The sequence below is a fragment of the Georgenia sp. X1117 genome (assembly GCF_057784635.1).
Genome location: NZ_CM173492.1, coordinates 242,252 through 257,878, shown reverse-complemented (window position 1 = coordinate 257,878; position 15,627 = coordinate 242,252). Strand labels below are relative to the sequence as shown.

Below are 15,627 nucleotides of genomic sequence, written 5' to 3'. Positions count from 1 at the left end.
CCCGCTCACCTCTGGTGCTCCGGGAAGGAGTCGAGGTAGCCGCGCAGGTTGCGGCTCGCCTCCGCCAGGGAGTCCCCGCCGGTCTTCTCCAGCAGGGCCTGGGCCAGCACGAGTGCCACCATGGCCTCGGCGACGACGGCGCCCGGCGCCACGTGGCAGGTGTCCGAGCGCTGGTGCAGCGCGGTGGCGGCCTCCCCCGTGGCGGTGTCGACGGTGGCCAGCGCGCGCGGCACGGTGGAGATCGGCTTGAGGGCCGCCCGCACACGCAGCAGCTCGCCGTTGCTCATCCCGCCCTCGGTGCCGCCGGCCCGGTTGGTGGCGCGCACGATGCGCCCGGCCTCGTTGCGGACGATCTCGTCGTGGGCGGCCGAACCGCGGCGTCGGGCGGTCTCGAACCCGTCCCCGATCTCCACGCCCTTGACGGCCTGGATGCCCATCACCGCGGCGGCCAGGCGCGAGTCGAGCCGCTCGGCCCCGGACACGTACGAGCCCAGCCCGGGCGGCAGGCCGTAGGCGAGCACCTCGACGACGCCGCCGACCGTGTCGCCGTCCTTCTTGGTCGCGTCGACCTCGGCCACCATCTCCTCGTCCGTACCCGGCACGATGCAGCGCAGCGGGCTGGCGTCGAGGGCGGTCACGTCATCGGGAGTGGGCAGGGGCGCGTCCTCGGGGACCCGGACCGGACCGACGGCCAGGGTGTGCGAGACCAGGCGCACGCCCGCGACCTGCTCGAGGACGGCGGCGGCCACGGTGCCCAGAGCCACCCGGGCCGCGGTCTCGCGGGCGGAGGCGCGCTCGAGGACGGGCCGGGCGTCGTCGAGCCCGTACTTGCGCATGCCGGTGAGGTCGGCGTGCCCGGGGCGGGGCCGGGTGAGCGGCCGGTTGCGGGCGACCTCGCGCTCGTCGCCGGTGCCGGCGTCGATGAGCAGGTCGGTGGGGTCGACGGGGTCGGCGGACATCACCGTCTCCCACTTGGGCCACTCGGCGTTGCCGATCGTCATCGCCACCGGACCGCCCATCGTCACGCCGTGGCGCACCCCGCCGAGCAGTGTGACGACGTCGGTCTCGAACTTCATGCGGGCGCCGCGCCCGTAACCCAGGCGACGGCGCGCCAGCGCGGCGGTGATCTGCCCGGTGGTGATCGACACGCCCGCGGGCACCCCCTGCAGGACGGCGACGAGCGCCTGACCGTGTGACTCTCCGGCGGTGGTCCAGCTCAGCATGGGGCCGATCATCCCATCGACGGCGACCCGGCCCCGACGCGCGCCGGGGTCCGGACACGCACGGCCCGCCCGGGCAGCCTGACCGTGCCATCCTGGTGCCACGCCACCGCCGTCGAGAGGGACCCATGACCCGCCACCACGTCCGCGTCCACCCCTCCTCCGACGACCTGCCGCGCGAGCGGCAGCTCGCCTGGGCGATCGCCGAGCTGGCGGCGGCCCGCGTCGCCCCCGACGCCGAGGTGAGCGACATGGTGGTCAACCGCGTCATCGACAACCACGCCGTCGCGGCTGCCTCGCTCACCCGCGCGCCCGTCGTCGCGGCGCGCGCCCAGGCGCTGGACCGTCCGCGCTCGCCGGGCGCCACCGTCGTGGGCCTGCCGCAGGACGTGCGGGTCGCCCCCGAGTGGGCGGCCTGGGCCAACGGCGTCGCGGTCCGCGAGCTCGATTACCACGACACCTACCTGGCGGCCGAGTACTCCCACCCCGGCGACACGATCGCCCCGATCCTCGCCGTGGCCCAGCACCTGGGCGAGGCGCGCGGGATCACGGGGGCCGACGTCCTCGCGGCGATCGCCACCGCCTACGAGGTCCAGGTCGACCTCGTCGACGCCATCAGCCTGCACAGGCACAAGATCGATCACGTCGCCCACCTCGCGCCGGCCGTCGCCGCCGGCCTGGGCACGTTGCTCGCCCTGGACACGACGACGATCTTCCAGGCCGTGGGCCAGGCCCTGCACACGACGACGGCGACCCGCCAGTCCCGCAAGGGCCAGATCTCCACGTGGAAGGCCTACGCGCCGGCCTTCGCCGGCAAGGCCGCGATCGAGGCGGTCGACCGGGCGGTGCGCGGCCAGACCTCGCCCGAGCCGATCTACGAGGGTGAGGACGGCGTCATCGCGTGGCTCCTCGACGGGCCGGACGCCGCCTACGAGGTCGACCTGCCGGCCCCGGGCGAGCCCCGGCGGGCGATCCTGCGCACCTACACCAAGGAGCACTCGGCCGAGTACCAGGCGCAGGCGCTCATCGACCTCGCCCGTCGTCTCGGTCGCGCCCACCCCGAGGTGCGGGACCCGGAGCAGGTGGCGAGCATCGTGCTCGAGACCAGCCACCACACCCACCACGTCATCGGCTCGGGAGCGAACGACCCGCAGAAGTACTCGCCCGAGGCCACCCGGGAGACCCTCGACCACTCGATCCCCTACATCCTCGCCGTGGCGCTGCAGGACGGTGCCTGGCACCACGAGCACTCCTACGCGCCCGACCGCGCCCGGCGCCCCGACACCGTGGCGCTGTGGCAGCGGATCACCACCACCGAGGACCCGGCCTGGACGCGTCGCTACCACGCCACCGACCCGGCCGAGAAGGCCTTCGGCGGGCGCCTGACGGTCACCCTGGCCGATGGCCGCACCCTCACCGACGAGCTCGCCCTGGCCGACGCCCACCCCGACGGCGCCCGGCCCTTCGCCCGGCCCCAGTACGTCGCCAAGCTCGAGACCCTCGCCGACGGCGTGCTCGAGGACGCCGAGACCGCCCGGTTCCTCGCCCTCGCCGACCGGTTGTCCGACCTCTCCCCCGCCGAGCTCGGCGGCCTCACCCTCACCGCACCGGCGGACACGATCGACGGCGCCGGACGACCCGAAGGGATCCTGTAGATGCTGCACGCCCCCGCCAGCGCCTCCGACAAGCGCCGCGCGCTGCGCGCCGGCCTCGCCTCGGGCCGCCTGCAGGTCCTGCCCGGCGCCTTCAACCCGCTGGCCGCCCGGCTGATCGAGGACAAGGGGTTCGACGGCGTCTACGTCTCCGGCGCGGTGCTCGCGGCGGACCTCGGGCTGCCCGACATCGGGCTGACCACCCTGACCGAGGTCGCCGCCCGGGCCGGGCAGATCGCCCGCGTCACCGACCTGCCCACCCTCGTCGACGCCGACACCGGGTTCGGCGAGCCGATGAACGTGGCCCGCACCGTCCACGTCCTGGAGGACGCGGGCCTGGCCGGGCTGCACATCGAGGACCAGGTCAACCCCAAGCGCTGCGGCCACCTCGACGGCAAGCAGGTCGTCGACCGTGCCACCGCCGTCCAGCGCATCCGCGCCGCCGTGTCCGCGCGCCGGGACCCGGACCTGCTCATCATGGCGCGGACCGACATCCGCGCCGTCGACGGGCTCGACGCGGCGACCGACCGGGCCCGCGCCCTCGTCGACGCCGGCGCCGACGCGATCTTCCCCGAGGCCATGCGCACGCTGGAGGAGTTCGCGGCCGTCCGCGCCGCCGTCGACGTCCCGCTGCTGGCCAACATGACCGAGTTTGGCAAGTCCGAGCTGTTCACGCACGCCCAGCTGGCCGACGTCGGGGTGGACCTCGTCATCCACCCCGTCTCGCTGCTGCGCTCGGCGATGGGCGCCGCCGAACGCCACCTCGACACCCTGCGCGCCGAGGGCACCCTCGCCGGCGTGGTGCCCGAGATGCAGACCCGCGCCCGCCTCTACGAGCTGCTCGACTACGCGGCCTACAACACCTTCGACTCCTCGATCTTCACCTACGAGCCCTGAGCGGCAAGGAGGAACCACCGTGAGCGAGACCAGCACGAACGAGCCCGAGATCCGCAAGGGGCTGGTCGGCGTCGTCGCCGACACCACCGCGATCTCCAAGGTCAACCCCGAGACCAACTCCCTGCTCTACCGCGGTTACCCCGTCCAGGAGCTCGCCGACCGGTGCACCTTCGAGGAGGTCGCCCACCTGCTGTGGCAGGGCGAGCTGCCCAGCGCCGCCGAGACCGACGCGCTCGTGGGCGCCGAGCGCTCCGCCCGGGCACTGACGCCGGGGCTGCGCCAGGTCATCGACGCCCTGCCCGCCACCGCCCACCCGATGGACGTCGTGCGCACGGCGGTCTCCGTTCTCGGCGCCCAGGACCCGGCCGCCGAGGACTCCTCGCGCGAGGCCGAGCTGGACAAGTCGATCCGCCTGCTCGCCCAGCTGCCCGCCGTCGTCGCCTACGACCAGCGGCGCCGGCGCGGTCTGGAGCCGGTCGAGAGCGACGACGAGCTCGACCACTCGGCGAACTTCCTGTGGATGACCTTCGGCGAGGTGCCGGACCCGGTCGTCGTCGACGCCTTCCGGCGCTCGATGGTGCTCTACGCCGAGCATTCCTTCAACGCCTCGACCTTCACCGCCCGGGTGGTCACCTCCACGCTGTCCGACCTGCACTCCGCGGTCGTGGCCGCGATCGGGGCGCTCAAGGGCCCGCTGCACGGCGGGGCCAACGAGATGGTCATGCACGTGTTCGACGAGATCGGCACCGCCGACCGGGCGGCCGCCTGGCTCGAGCAGGCCCTCGTGGAGAAGCGCAAGATCATGGGCTTCGGGCACCGCGTTTACAAGAAGGGCGACTCGCGGGTGCCGACGATGCGGGCCGCGCTGGACACCCTCGTGGCGCACTACGACCGCCCCGAGCTCCTCGACCTGTACGAGGCGCTCGAGGAGGCGATGGCGGGCGCCAAGGACATCCGGCCCAACCTCGACTACCCCTCCGGCCCGGCCTACCACCTCATGGGCTTCGACACCGAGATGTTCACCCCGCTGTTCGTCGCCGCCCGGATCACCGGCTGGACGGCGCACATCATGGAGCAGCGCGCGGCGAACGCGCTCATCCGGCCGCTGTCGGCGTACTCCGGTCCGGACGAGCGCCACCTCGACGGCGTCGGGCGCTGAGCGGCGCACCACGTCACCGCTGCGGCACGCGTGTGCCGCACCTCGAATGTCACCGCACGTCGGGTCACGACTCGCGGACGATCGTGCACATCACCAGGTCGGCTGGTGTTTTCACCACCGAACGTGGTGAACTTCTGGTCAGGGCCGATCCCGGACATCCGGCCCCGCCGCCGGCCGGACACGGCCGGGGTGCCGATCAACGACGATTCGAGGTCCCGCATGTCCACGTCTTCACCGCTCGTCATCGCCGTCGACTCCTCGACGACGTCGTCCAAGGCGATCATCGTCGATCCCGAGGGCAAGGTCCTGGCGCTGGGCAAGCGCGAGATCCAGCTCCGCAGCCCGCGGTCGGGCTTCGCCGAGCACGACCCGAACGCCTGGTGGAACTCCACGAACGACGCCGTGGCCGCCGCGGTCTCCCAGCTGAAGAACGCCGACAAGGAGCGCATCGTCGCGATGGGCGTGACCCATCAGCGCGAGACGTTCGCGCCCTTCACCGAGGACGGCACTCCGCTGCGCGACGGCATCCTGTGGATGGACATCCGGGCCTCGGACCAGATCCTCGCGCACGGCACGAAGGAGATCTGGGAGCTGTCCGGCAAGCCCCCCGACGTCACCCCGGCGATCTACAAGATGGCCTGGGTCAAGGAGAACGAGCCCGGCGTCCTGGAGAAGGCCGACCGCGTCGTCAACGTGCACGCCTTCCTCGTCAAGAAGCTCATCGGCGAGTGGAAGGACTCGGTCGCCTGCGCCGACTCCCTCGGCCTGTTCGACATCGCGCGCCAGGACTACGACGACTCCCTCATGGACATCGCCGGCGTGCGCCGTGAGCAGATGGTCGAGCTCCACAAGCCGGGCGAGGTGCTCGGCACCATCTCCGAGTCCGTGCTCGACGGCTGGGGCCTCACCCAGGAGGTCGCGCTCGTCGCCGGTCTCGGCGACGGGCAGGGCGCCGGCGTCGGCGCGGCCTCGGTCGACGAGCAGACGCTGTACATGAACCTCGGCACGGCGGTCGTGGCCGGCGTCCTGTCCGAGGAGTACGCCTTCGGACCGATCTACCGCACGCTGGCCGGCGGCGTCGCCGACACCTACGTGCTTGAGATCCTCCAGTCCTCGGGCGCCTTCCTGCCCACGTGGTTCCGCACCGCCTTCTGGAACCCCGAGCTGCGCGGACGCCCCGACCCCGAGCTCGAGCGCATCGCGACCGAGCGTGCTCCCGGCTCCGGCGGGCTCATCACCATGCCCTACTGGAACGCCGTGCAGAGCCCGCACTGGGACCCGATCGCGCGCGGCGCCGTCGTCGGCTGGCGCGGGTCGCACGGCCGGGGCTCGATGTACCGCTCGATCCTCGAGGCCATCGGCCTCGAGATGGCCCGCTCGGTCGCCGGCCTCGAGAAGGCGACCGGCACCGAGATCACCACCGTGCGCGCGATGGGCGGCGGCGTCCGTTCCCCGCTGTGGCGCCAGATCATGGCGGACACGAGCGGCAAGCCGATCACGGCGTGCCTCGAGGACGAGATCTCCGCCCTCGGCGCCGGTGTCCTCGCGATGGCCTCCACCGGCGTGCACGGCGACACCTCCGTGCGCACCGCGGCCCAGGCCATGGCCCGGTTCGGCGACGTCACCGAGCCGAACGAGGAGAACCACGCGATCTACGCGGAGCTCGGCGAGATCCAGGGCGAGCTCTACGACGCCCTCAAGCCCGCCACCGACAAGCTCCAGGCCTTCGCCACGAAGTACCCCGATGCCGAGGTCGGCGACATCGAGTGAGCCCCGGGCCGCGTCCGGGACGGCACGCCCGCCCCGGACGCGGCCCCACCCACGGGCCGGCGCACCGCCCGCGCCCGAAACCAGCAGTGAAGGAGACCGCGCATGCGCGCCTACATGTTCCACGGACCCGGTGACCTCCGGCTCGAGGACGTCCCCGAGGGCCGTCCCGGACCCGGCGAGATCGCCGTCGAGATCAAGGCCGCCGCCACGTGCGGCACCGACCTCAAGTCCTACCGGCGCGGTCACCCCACGCTGTTCCCCACCCTGCCCGCGAGGTTCGGGCACGAGTTCGCCGGCGTCGTCACGGAGGTCGGCGACGGCGTGGCCGACTTCGCGGTCGGCGACCGCGTCGTCGCCGCCAACACCGCCCCGTGCGGCTCCTGCTGGGCCTGCACCATCGGCCGCGAGTCGCTGTGCGAGAACCTCCAGTACCTCAACGGCGCCTTCGCCGAGCAGATCGTGGTCCCGCGGGCCATCGTCGAGCGGAACACCTACACGATCCCCGACACCCTGCCCTTCGAGGCCGCCGCCCCGCTCGAGCCGCTCTCGACGGTCGTCCACGGCATGCACGAGTCCGGCATCGAGCTCGGCGACACCGTCGTCATCAACGGCGCCGGGCCGATCGGCCAGATGTTCCTCGCGCTGGCCCAGCTGCGCGGCGCGACCGTGGTCGTCGCCGACCGCTCCGCCGACCGCCTCGCGCAGGCCGCAGCCGCCGGCGCCGCGCACGTCGTCGACCTCACCGGCCTGGAGACCCCCGAGGAGTGCGCCGCCGCGGTGCGCCCCTACACCCCCGGCGGTCGCGGCGCCGACGTCGCCATCGAGGCCGTGGGCCTGCCCACCGTCTGGGAGCAGACCGTCCTCGGCCTGCGGCCCGGCGGCACCGCCGTCCTGTTCGGCGGGACCCCGAAGAACGCCCCGTTCTCGGTCAACTCCTCGGACATGCACTACAAGGAGTACACGCTCAAGGGCGTGTACCACCACCAGCCGCGGTTCGTGGCTGTCGCGGTCGAGCTGCTGAGCACCGGCAAGTTCGACGGCATGAGCCTGTGCACCGAGGTGCGCCCGCTCGAGGCCCTCGTCGAGTCCCTGGAGGACATGTCCCAGGGCAAGGGCTCGAAGTACATCCTCACGCCCTGACCACCGACGCCACCACGAAGGAAGGAACGCGCATGCTGCTGGAGAAGGAACGCGCCGAGGTCGTGCGGGTGTGCCAGGAGATGGCCCGCCTCGGGCTGGTCGTCGGCACCGCCGGCAATGTCTCGGTCCGGGTCGGCGACCAGGTCGCCATCTCGCCGTCCGGGATGGCCTACGAGGACCTCGAGCCGGCCGACGTCGGGATCCACGACCTCGACGGCGCACCGGTGGACGCCCGCTGGTCGCCCTCGAGCGAGCTGCCGCTGCACCTGGCGGTCTACCGGGCCACGGACGTCGGCGCGATCACCCACAACCACGCCCCCGCCTCGACGGCGCTGAGCGTCGTCGTCGACGAGGTGCCCGCCACGCACTACTACTCCTCGATGTTCGGCGGACCGGTGCGGGTGGCCCCCTACGCCACCTTCGGCACCGACGAGCTGGCCGAGAACGTGGCCGCCGCCCTCGAGGGTCGATCCGGTGCGCTCATGGCCAACCACGGGGCGCTGACGACCGGCCCCACCCTGGCCAAGGCCTTCAACCTGCTGCCCTACCTCGAGTACATCTGCGAGGTGCAGCTGCGGGCCATGGCCGCCTCCGGGGCCCCGGGTACGCAGATCAAGGTGCTCTCCCCCGAGCTCCTCGACGAGGCCGGCGCCGGGCTCAAGGGCTACGGGCAGTCCAAGTGACCCGCCGCGCACGGGCGGGCGGCGCGCCACCGCACGCCCCGCCCGTGCGCGGGCCGCGGCGCCGGGACCCGTCCGGCGCGGCCCTGAGCAGGGAGGATGAGTCCATGAGCGAGAACCCGCCGACGTCGAAGCAGGAGCGCCAGGACCACCTGGCCACGCTCATCTTCGCCCGGGGCACCGTCCGGGTCGACGAGCTCCAGGAGAGCGTCGGGGTCTCCCCCATGACCCTCTACCGCGACCTGGCCGACCTCGAGACCCGCCGCGTGGTCGTCCGCTCCCGCGGGGAGGTCTCCGCCGCGGCGAGCACGCTGTCCGAGACGCCCTTCTCCTTCCGCCTGGACCAGGAGGCCGCCACCAAGCGCGACCTGGCCGCACTCGTCGGCGACCTGGTCGGCCGGGGCAGCTCGCTGCTGATCGACGACTCGACGACCGCCTACGTCGTCCTCGAGTCCGTCCTCGGGTCCGGGGCCCTGACCGTGGTCACGAACTGCACCGGGCCCGCCCAGCTCGTCATCGAGCACCCCGAGGCCGAGCTCATCATGCTCGGGGGCCGCTACGTCCACCGGCTGCAGGCCTTCTACGGCCCGTCGGCGATGACCGCGCTCGGCTCGCTGCGCGTCGACGTGGCCGTCCTCGGGGCCGCGGCCATCCAGAGCGGGGTCGTCCACCATCCCTACGAGGACGTCGCCGAGTTCAAGCGGCTGGCCGCCGAGCGCGCCGCCCTCACGGTGCTCGCCGTGACCTCCGCGAAGTTCAGTCGCACCGCGCTGTACGAGGTGGGTCCGCTGACGTCCTTCGACGTCGTGGTCACCGACCACGACCCGGCCGACCCGCAGCTCCTCGCCGCCGCCGAGGCGGGCGTGCGCGTGCTGAGCACGGTCGGGCGCTGAGGGTCCTCAGCCGCTGACCGCGCCGGCGAGGTCCAGCCAGGTCGCCAGCGCCGTCCCGGCCAGCAGCGCGGGCCCGAGCGGCAGGTGGGAGCGCATCGTCGCGCGTCGCGCGAGGACCGCGAGGATCGAGGCCACGCCGCCCAGGACGAGTCCGAGCACCGGGCCGAGCGTGGCCGCCCCGACGGAGAGGTGCCCGAGCCAGGCGCCGGTGACGAGCAGCAGCTTGACATCGCCGAGGCCTACGCCGCCGGGCATGACGAGCGCGAGCGCGTAGAGCACCCCGGCGGGCACGAGCGCGCCTGCGAGCGAGGTGAGCAGCGCCCCGGGTGACCCGCCGAGCAGGGCCGCGGCCACCAGCGCCGGGACGAGGACGGCGGACGCCCCGAGCAGGAGCCGGTCCGGCAGCCGGTGCGTGCGCAGGTCGGTGACCGCCAGCAGGACCCCGACGGCGCACAGCCAGCCGCCCGCGACGGCCCACAGCACCCGGGACACGTCCGCGCCGGGATACGGCGTCGCGGCGGGGTCCGTGCGCAGCAGCAGGACGAGCGCGAGGACGCCGGCCAGGCCCGCGAGGAGGATCGTCACCGGCCCGACGGCGCCGAAGGCCTTCGCCCGCGGAGGCCGGCCGTCGCCCTGCTGCTCGCCCATCGCCCGATCTCCCCCGCGGTCCACGTCCTCCGCGCGTGTGCGGCGCGGCGGTCCCGGGGCGGTCAGCGGCCCGTCGTGAGGACCGTCGGCGAGCCCGGCACCTCGGCGCCACCGGCCCGCAGCGCGAGCTGGGCCTCGATGGCCCGCCGCATGACGTCGACGTCGGGCTGCCGCCCCGTCCACAGTCTGACCTGGTCGGCCGCCTGGTGCAGGAGCATTCCCCAGCCCTGGGCCACGCGCCCGCCGGCCGCGGCCCAGGCCGCCGCCAGCGGGGTCGGGTGCGGGCCGTAGACGACGTCGAGCAGGACGGCCCCGGGCCGGACCCCGCCGACGCCGAGCAGGCCGGCGGCCGGGTCGGCCACGCCGCGCGGGAGGGTCGACACGACGACGCCGGCACCCGACAGCGCACGGGCCAGCCCCGCCTCGTCGGTGAGCCGCACGTGCGTCGCCGCCAGGCCCGCGCGGTGCGCCACCGCGAGGGCGGAGCCGGGCCCGCCGACGTTGCGGGCGCCGAGGACGACCTCCCGCACGCCGAGGCTCCCGAGCGCGGCCACGGCGGAGGAGGCCGTGGCCCTCGCCCCCAGCAGCACGGCCGGTCCCTCGGGCAGCGGGGCGTCCCCGGTGACGTCACGCAGCGCGCCGACGATGCCGGCCACGTCCGTGTTCGCCCCCACGAGCAGCCCGCCGGGCTGGACGGCGACGGTGTTGACGACCCCCAGCAGCGAGGCGACGGGGTCCGTGACGTCGACGGCCGCGGCGGCGGCCAGCTTGAGCGGCATCGTCAGCGAGAGCCCCGCCCAGCTCTCGTCGAGGGCGGCGAGCACCGCGGGCACCTGCTCGGCGGTGACGTCCTGCAGGCCGTAGGCCCAGTCGTGCAGGCCGAGGTCCGCGTAGGCGGCGCGGTGCAGCGTCGGGGACAGCGAGTGCGCGACCGGGGAGCCGAGCACCGCCGCGCGGCGGCGCACGCCGGGCGCGTGCACGTCCTGTCCGACGAGCACGGTGGTCGAGGCGTCGAGGTCCGCTCCCCCGGTTCCGGTGACGTTCACTGCGACGGGTTCTCCGCCTGCCACTCACGCAGCAGCTGGATGTTCTCGTTGTGCTCCTCGAGGTTCGAGGCGAACAGGGTCTCGCCCGTGTCGAGGTTGATCGTCACGAAGTACTGCCAGTCGCCCTCGGCGGGGTTGAGCACCGCGTTGATCGCGTCCTCGCCCGGCGACCCGATCGGCGTGGGCGGCAGGCCGGGGTGGACGTAGGTGTTGTACGGGTTGTCCGGGTCCTCGGTCTCCGCCGTCGAGGGGATGCCGCCGCTGCGCCCGAGGCCGTACAGGACCGTGGAGTCCATGCCGAGGACCCCGTTCGTCTCGCTCTCGTCGCTCATGCGGTTCGCGATGACGCGGGCCACCATCGGCATGTACTCGTCGATGTTGACCTCGCGCTCGACGATCGAGGCGCGGTTGAGCACGGACTCCCAGTCCTCCTCCGCGACGCCGAGGCCCTGGAGCCGGCTCGCCTGGAGCTGGACCATCTCGCTCATGGCCTCCTCGGCGGTGACGTCGGGCTCGAACGCGTAGGTCGCGGGGGCGAACCATCCCTCGGCCTCCCCCTCGGCGACCTCGGGCAGGCCGATGGCCTCGCCGTCGGCCGCCACCGCGGCGACCTCCTCGACGTCGAGCTCGAGGTTGGCCGCCACGCGCTCGACCACCTGGTCGAGGTTGAATCCCTCGGGGATGGTCAGGGTGATCTCGTTGCGGCTGGCGGGGTCGAGGAGCGCGTCGACGGCGTCCTCGGCGCGCATCTCCTCCAGAAGGGCGTAGGTGCCCGGCTGGATGTTGCCCGAGTCAGGGTTCGCGCCGTACGCGTCGGTGAAGGCCCGCTCGGAGGCGACGACGCCGGCCTCGACGAGGGTCGAGGCGATCTCCGAGCCCGAGGCGCCGATGGGGATCGTCACCTCGACCTCCTCACCGCCGGGACCGGGGTAGTCCTCGGCGCTGGTGTCGGGCCGGAAGTCGAGGGTCTCGCGCACCTGCGGGAGCGCGAACCACGCCACCGCGCCCAGCCCGACGACGGTGACGAGCACGACGACGAGGGTGCGCACGCGGCGGCGCCGCCGGCGGCGACGCGTCTCCTCCATCGCCCGGACCTCGCGGCGCGAGAGCCGCTCCTCGGGCACCTGCTCGGGCGTCTCCTCGGCGCCGTCGGCCACCTCGTCGAAGAACTCGCTCATGCGCCGGTCTCCTTCGGCGTCGGGGGCACGACCGTGCGGCCCGGGGGCCGGCCGGTCGACCGTTCGATGTCCAGCGCGGTCTCGAGGATGAGCACCGCGGCCACCTGGTCGACGACCTCGCGGTGGCGGCGCCCCGACCGCCCGGAGGCGTGCATGGCCCGGTGGGCCGAGGCGGTGGTGAGCCGCTCGTCGACCAGGCGGACCTCGACGCCCGGGGTGCGCTGCGCCAGGTCCCCGGCGAGTCGGGTGGCGTAGTCGGTGGCCGCCCGGGCCGAGGCGCGAGCCTTCCCGTCCAGGCTCCTGGGCAGCCCGACGACGACCTCGAGCGCCGACAGCTCCTCGGCGAGCGCGACGATCTGGGCGCGGTCGGCGCCGTCGTCCGCGCGGGTGAGCGTGGCGACGGGGCTGGCCAGGATCCCGTCCGGGTCGCAGCGGGCCAGTCCCACGCGGACCGTGCCGACGTCGACGCCCAGGCGCACGCCGCGCCGCAGCGTCACGCGCTCCCCACCGTGGTGCGGAGCGCCGCCAGGGCGGCCGGGACGGCACCGAGGTCGGTGCCGCCGCCCTGCGCGACGTCGTCCTTGCCCCCGCCGCCGCCGCCGAGCTCGGTGCTCGCGACCCGCACGAGCGCACCGGCGCGGTGCCCGGCCTCCCGTGCGGTGGCGTTGGTGGCGACGACGACGAGCGGACGGCCGCCGGCGGCCCCGACGAGGGCCACGACGAGCGGGCGCTCCTCACCGGCGCGCCCGCGCACGTCCAGCGCGAGGGTGCGCAGGTCGTCCGCGCCGCCCACCTCGCCGAGGTCGGCGGCCACGAGCGTGGTCGCGCCGACCTGCTCGCCGGCCGCGAGCAGGTCCGCGCCGCGGCGCAGCAGCTCGGCCTGGCGCAGGGACTGGAGCTGCTTCTCCGCGCCCTTGAGCCTGGTCATGAGCGAGCCGACCCGGTCGACGAGCTCGTCGGGCCTCGAGCCCACGAGCTGGCCGAGCTGGGAGACGATCGCCTTCTCGCGGGCCTGGTTCTGGTAGGCGCCAGCACCGACGAGGGCGTCCACGCGGCGCACGCCCGAGCCGATGGAGGACTCGCCGAGGACGGTGACCAGCCCGAGGCTGCCGGTGCGGTCGACGTGGGTCCCGGCGCACAGCTCCTTGGACCAGTCCCCGCCGATCGAGACGACGCGGACCCGGTCGCCGTACTTCTCCCCGAACAGGGCGATGGCCCCGGCCGCGCGGGCCTCGTCGAGGCTCATCGTCTCGTCGGTGACCGCGAGGTCCTCGGTGAGGCGCTCGTTGACCCGGCCCTCGATGTCGCCGAGCACGGCGGCGTCGACGGCCGAGCCGTGGCGGAAGTCGAAGCGCACGCGCGAGGGCGAGTTCTCCGAGCCGGCCTGCGTGGCCTGCTCGCCCAGGTTCTCGTGCAGCGCCTTGTGGATCATGTGCGTGGCCGTGTGCGCGCGGGCGATGTGCCGGCGGCGATCGGTGTCGATGGCCGCGTGCACGCCTTCGTCGAGCGTGACGGTGCCCTCGGTCAGGGTGCCCCGGTGCACGGACAGGCCCTTGACGGGCTGCTGCACGTCGGCGACGTCGACGACGCCGCCACCGACGAGCCGGATCTCGCCCTGGTCGGCGAGCTGGCCGCCCTGCTCGGCCCAGAACGGGGTGCGGTCGAGGACGAGCTCGACCTCCGCGGGCGCGGTGGCCGTCGGTGCGGGCGCGCCGTCGACGAGCAGGCCGACGACGCGGCCCTCCGCCTCGGCGTCGGTGTAGCCGAGGAAGTCCACCGGTCCGCCGAGGCGGCCGAGGATCTCCTGGTACAGGCTCGCGTCCACGTGCCCGGACTTCTTGGCAAGCGCGTCGGCGCGGGCGCGGGCGCGCTGCTCGCCCATGAGGGTGCGGAAGCCCTCCTCGTCGACGGACACGCCCTGCTCGGCGGCCATCTCGAGGGTGAGGTCGATGGGGAACCCGTAGGTGTCGTGCAGGGCGAAGGCGTCCTCGCCGGACAGGCGGGCAGCCGTCGAGCCGCCCTGGGCCTTGGCCCGGCCCACGGCCGTGTCGAGGATGGTGGTGCCGGCCGTGAGGGTGCGCAGGAAGGCCTCCTCCTCGCCGTAGGCGACGTCGGAGATCTGGCCGAAGCGCTCCTCGAGCTCGGGGTAGGTCTCCTGCATCGCGGACAGGGAGACCGGCAGCAGCTCGGGCAGGGTGGCCTCCTCGACGCCGAGCAGGCGCACGGAGCGCACCGCGCGACGGATGAGGCGGCGCAGGACGTAGCCGCGCCCGTCGTTGCCGGGCCGCACGCCGTCGCCGATGAGCATGAGGGCCGAGCGGACGTGGTCGGCGACGACGCGCATGCGCACGTCGTCCTCCTCCGCGGCGCCGTAGCGGCGGCCGGTCAGCTCCTCGGTGCGGGCGATGACGGGGTAGACCTGGTCGGTCTCGTAGAGGTTCTCCTTGCCCTGGAGCAGGTAGGCCATACGCTCCAGGCCGGCGCCGGTGTCGATCGACCTGCTGTCGAGCTCACCGAGCAGCGGGTAGTCCTTGCCCTGGCCGGGGCCGCGCAGGTACTGGTCGAAGACGAGGTTCCAGAACTCGAGGTAGCGGTCGCCGCCGGGGTCGACGTTGCCGCCCTCGGCCTCGGGGCCGTAGGCGGGGCCGCGGTCGTAGTGCCACTCGGCGCAGGGGCCGGCGGGGCCGGGCTGGCCGGTGTCCCAGAAGTTCTCCTCGCGCGGGAGCCGCACGATGTGCGCCGGGTCGAGCCCGATGGTGCCGGTGAGGTGGTCGAGGGACTCGGCGTCCTCCTCCCAGACCGTCACCCACAGGCGGTCGCCGTCGAGCCCGAGACCGGTGGCGGGGTCGGTGATGAACTCCCAGGCCAGGTCGATGGCGCCGGTCTTGAAGTAGTCGCCGAAGCTGAAGTTGCCGCACATCTGGAAGAACGTGCCGTGCCGGGTGGTGCGGCCGACGTTCTCGATGTCGTTGGTGCGGATGCACTTCTGCACCGAGGCGATGCGGGGGTGCGGCGCCTGCTCCGTCCCGACGATGTACGGGATGAAGGGGACCATGCCGGCGATGGTGAACAGCAGCGAGGGGTCCGGGGAGACCAGCGAGGCCGACGGGGCGATCTCGTGTCCGTGCCGGGAGAAGTGCTCGTTCCAGCGCCGGTGGATCTCGGCGGTACGCATCAGGCCTCCGGGGCGATGTGGGGGGCCCGCGGGCATCGGGCTCCCGCGGGTCGATGGGCAGGGTACCGCGCGCACATGACCGCGGCCCCGAGCAGGGGTCTGGCAGGTCACGGGCCGGTTCGGCGGGCCGCGACGGGACGCCGACGCCCCGGGCACACGCGGTGGCCGG

The 15,627-nt window shown here is 73.9% G+C and carries 13 protein-coding genes; 7 read left to right on the top strand and 6 right to left on the bottom strand.

The annotated features are described in order from the left end of the window. Positions 1-5: 5 nt before the first annotated feature. The gene (gene aroC / locus AC3D3D_RS01145; protein ID WP_463661415.1) at positions 6-1,223 is read right to left on the bottom strand and encodes a chorismate synthase; all 1,218 of its coding nucleotides are present in this window, start codon (positions 1,221-1,223) and stop codon (positions 6-8) included. A gap of 125 nt (positions 1,224-1,348) precedes the next feature. On the opposite strand from aroC, the gene AC3D3D_RS01140 reads away from it, so the two are divergent. The 7 genes from AC3D3D_RS01140 to AC3D3D_RS01110 all read left to right on the top strand — a co-directional run bounded on the left by AC3D3D_RS01140 (position 1,349) and on the right by AC3D3D_RS01110 (position 9,411). Then, on the top strand, positions 1,349-2,875 hold the full coding sequence (locus AC3D3D_RS01140) for an MmgE/PrpD family protein (protein WP_463661416.1): 1,527 nt from the start codon (positions 1,349-1,351) through the stop codon (positions 2,873-2,875). Further along, the gene (gene prpB / locus AC3D3D_RS01135) at positions 2,876-3,769 is read left to right on the top strand and encodes a methylisocitrate lyase (protein WP_463661417.1); all 894 of its coding nucleotides are present in this window, start codon (positions 2,876-2,878) and stop codon (positions 3,767-3,769) included. A gap of 19 nt (positions 3,770-3,788) precedes the next feature. Continuing rightward, a complete protein-coding gene (locus tag AC3D3D_RS01130) occupies positions 3,789-4,928 on the top strand; it encodes a bifunctional 2-methylcitrate synthase/citrate synthase (RefSeq protein ID WP_463661418.1) in 1,140 nt (379 codons plus the stop codon). Between the two features lie 219 nt (positions 4,929-5,147). Continuing rightward, positions 5,148-6,698 (top strand): xylulokinase, encoded by a 1,551-nt coding sequence (locus AC3D3D_RS01125; RefSeq protein ID WP_463661419.1) that lies wholly within the window; start codon positions 5,148-5,150, stop codon positions 6,696-6,698. Between the two features lie 102 nt (positions 6,699-6,800). Beyond that, complete coding sequence (locus AC3D3D_RS01120) at positions 6,801-7,838, top strand: zinc-dependent alcohol dehydrogenase (RefSeq protein WP_463661420.1); 1,038 nt, start codon at positions 6,801-6,803, stop codon at positions 7,836-7,838. A gap of 32 nt (positions 7,839-7,870) precedes the next feature. Then, a complete protein-coding gene (locus AC3D3D_RS01115; RefSeq protein WP_463661421.1) occupies positions 7,871-8,521 on the top strand; it encodes a class II aldolase/adducin family protein in 651 nt (216 codons plus the stop codon). A gap of 104 nt (positions 8,522-8,625) precedes the next feature. Continuing rightward, complete coding sequence (locus AC3D3D_RS01110; RefSeq protein ID WP_463661422.1) at positions 8,626-9,411, top strand: DeoR/GlpR family DNA-binding transcription regulator; 786 nt, start codon at positions 8,626-8,628, stop codon at positions 9,409-9,411. Between the two features lie 6 nt (positions 9,412-9,417). On the opposite strand, the gene AC3D3D_RS01105 is transcribed toward AC3D3D_RS01110, so the two are convergent. The 5 genes from AC3D3D_RS01105 to alaS form a co-directional block, all read right to left on the bottom strand. Continuing rightward, complete coding sequence (locus tag AC3D3D_RS01105; RefSeq protein ID WP_463661423.1) at positions 9,418-10,059, bottom strand: prepilin peptidase; 642 nt, start codon at positions 10,057-10,059, stop codon at positions 9,418-9,420. A 62-nt stretch (positions 10,060-10,121) separates the two neighbouring features. Beyond that, positions 10,122-11,105 (bottom strand): shikimate dehydrogenase, encoded by a 984-nt coding sequence (locus AC3D3D_RS01100; RefSeq protein ID WP_463661424.1) that lies wholly within the window; start codon positions 11,103-11,105, stop codon positions 10,122-10,124. Beyond that, the gene (mltG, locus tag AC3D3D_RS01095; RefSeq protein WP_463661425.1) at positions 11,102-12,283 is read right to left on the bottom strand and encodes an endolytic transglycosylase MltG; all 1,182 of its coding nucleotides are present in this window, start codon (positions 12,281-12,283) and stop codon (positions 11,102-11,104) included. The genes AC3D3D_RS01100 and mltG overlap by 4 nt, the downstream gene beginning before the upstream one ends. Continuing rightward, positions 12,280-12,780: a Holliday junction resolvase RuvX gene (ruvX, locus tag AC3D3D_RS01090; RefSeq protein ID WP_463661426.1), complete on the bottom strand. Its 501-nt coding sequence runs from the start codon at positions 12,778-12,780 to the stop codon at positions 12,280-12,282. Before ruvX ends, mltG begins: the two co-directional genes overlap by 4 nt. Then, entirely contained in the window at positions 12,777-15,458 is a 2,682-nt protein-coding gene (alaS, locus tag AC3D3D_RS01085) for an alanine--tRNA ligase (protein ID WP_463661427.1), read from the bottom strand. Before alaS ends, ruvX begins: the two co-directional genes overlap by 4 nt. Positions 15,459-15,627 lie beyond the last annotated feature (169 nt).

Bases quoted from the DNA above. Each gene is read 5' to 3' on its own strand.
- aroC (WP_463661415.1), bottom strand. From the start codon at position 1,223: ATGCTGAGCTGGACCACCGCCGGAGAGTCACACGGTCAGGCGCTCGTC.
- AC3D3D_RS01140 (WP_463661416.1), top strand. From the start codon at position 1,349: ATGACCCGCCACCACGTCCGCGTCCACCCCTCCTCCGACGACCTGCCG.
- prpB (WP_463661417.1), top strand. From the start codon at position 2,876: ATGCTGCACGCCCCCGCCAGCGCCTCCGACAAGCGCCGCGCGCTGCGC.
- AC3D3D_RS01125 (WP_463661419.1), top strand. From the start codon at position 5,148: ATGTCCACGTCTTCACCGCTCGTCATCGCCGTCGACTCCTCGACGACG.
- AC3D3D_RS01120 (WP_463661420.1), top strand. From the start codon at position 6,801: ATGCGCGCCTACATGTTCCACGGACCCGGTGACCTCCGGCTCGAGGAC.
- AC3D3D_RS01115 (WP_463661421.1), top strand. From the start codon at position 7,871: ATGCTGCTGGAGAAGGAACGCGCCGAGGTCGTGCGGGTGTGCCAGGAG.
- AC3D3D_RS01110 (WP_463661422.1), top strand. From the start codon at position 8,626: ATGAGCGAGAACCCGCCGACGTCGAAGCAGGAGCGCCAGGACCACCTG.
- AC3D3D_RS01105 (WP_463661423.1), bottom strand. From the start codon at position 10,059: ATGGGCGAGCAGCAGGGCGACGGCCGGCCTCCGCGGGCGAAGGCCTTC.
- mltG (WP_463661425.1), bottom strand. From the start codon at position 12,283: ATGAGCGAGTTCTTCGACGAGGTGGCCGACGGCGCCGAGGAGACGCCC.
- alaS (WP_463661427.1), bottom strand. From the start codon at position 15,458: ATGCGTACCGCCGAGATCCACCGGCGCTGGAACGAGCACTTCTCCCGG.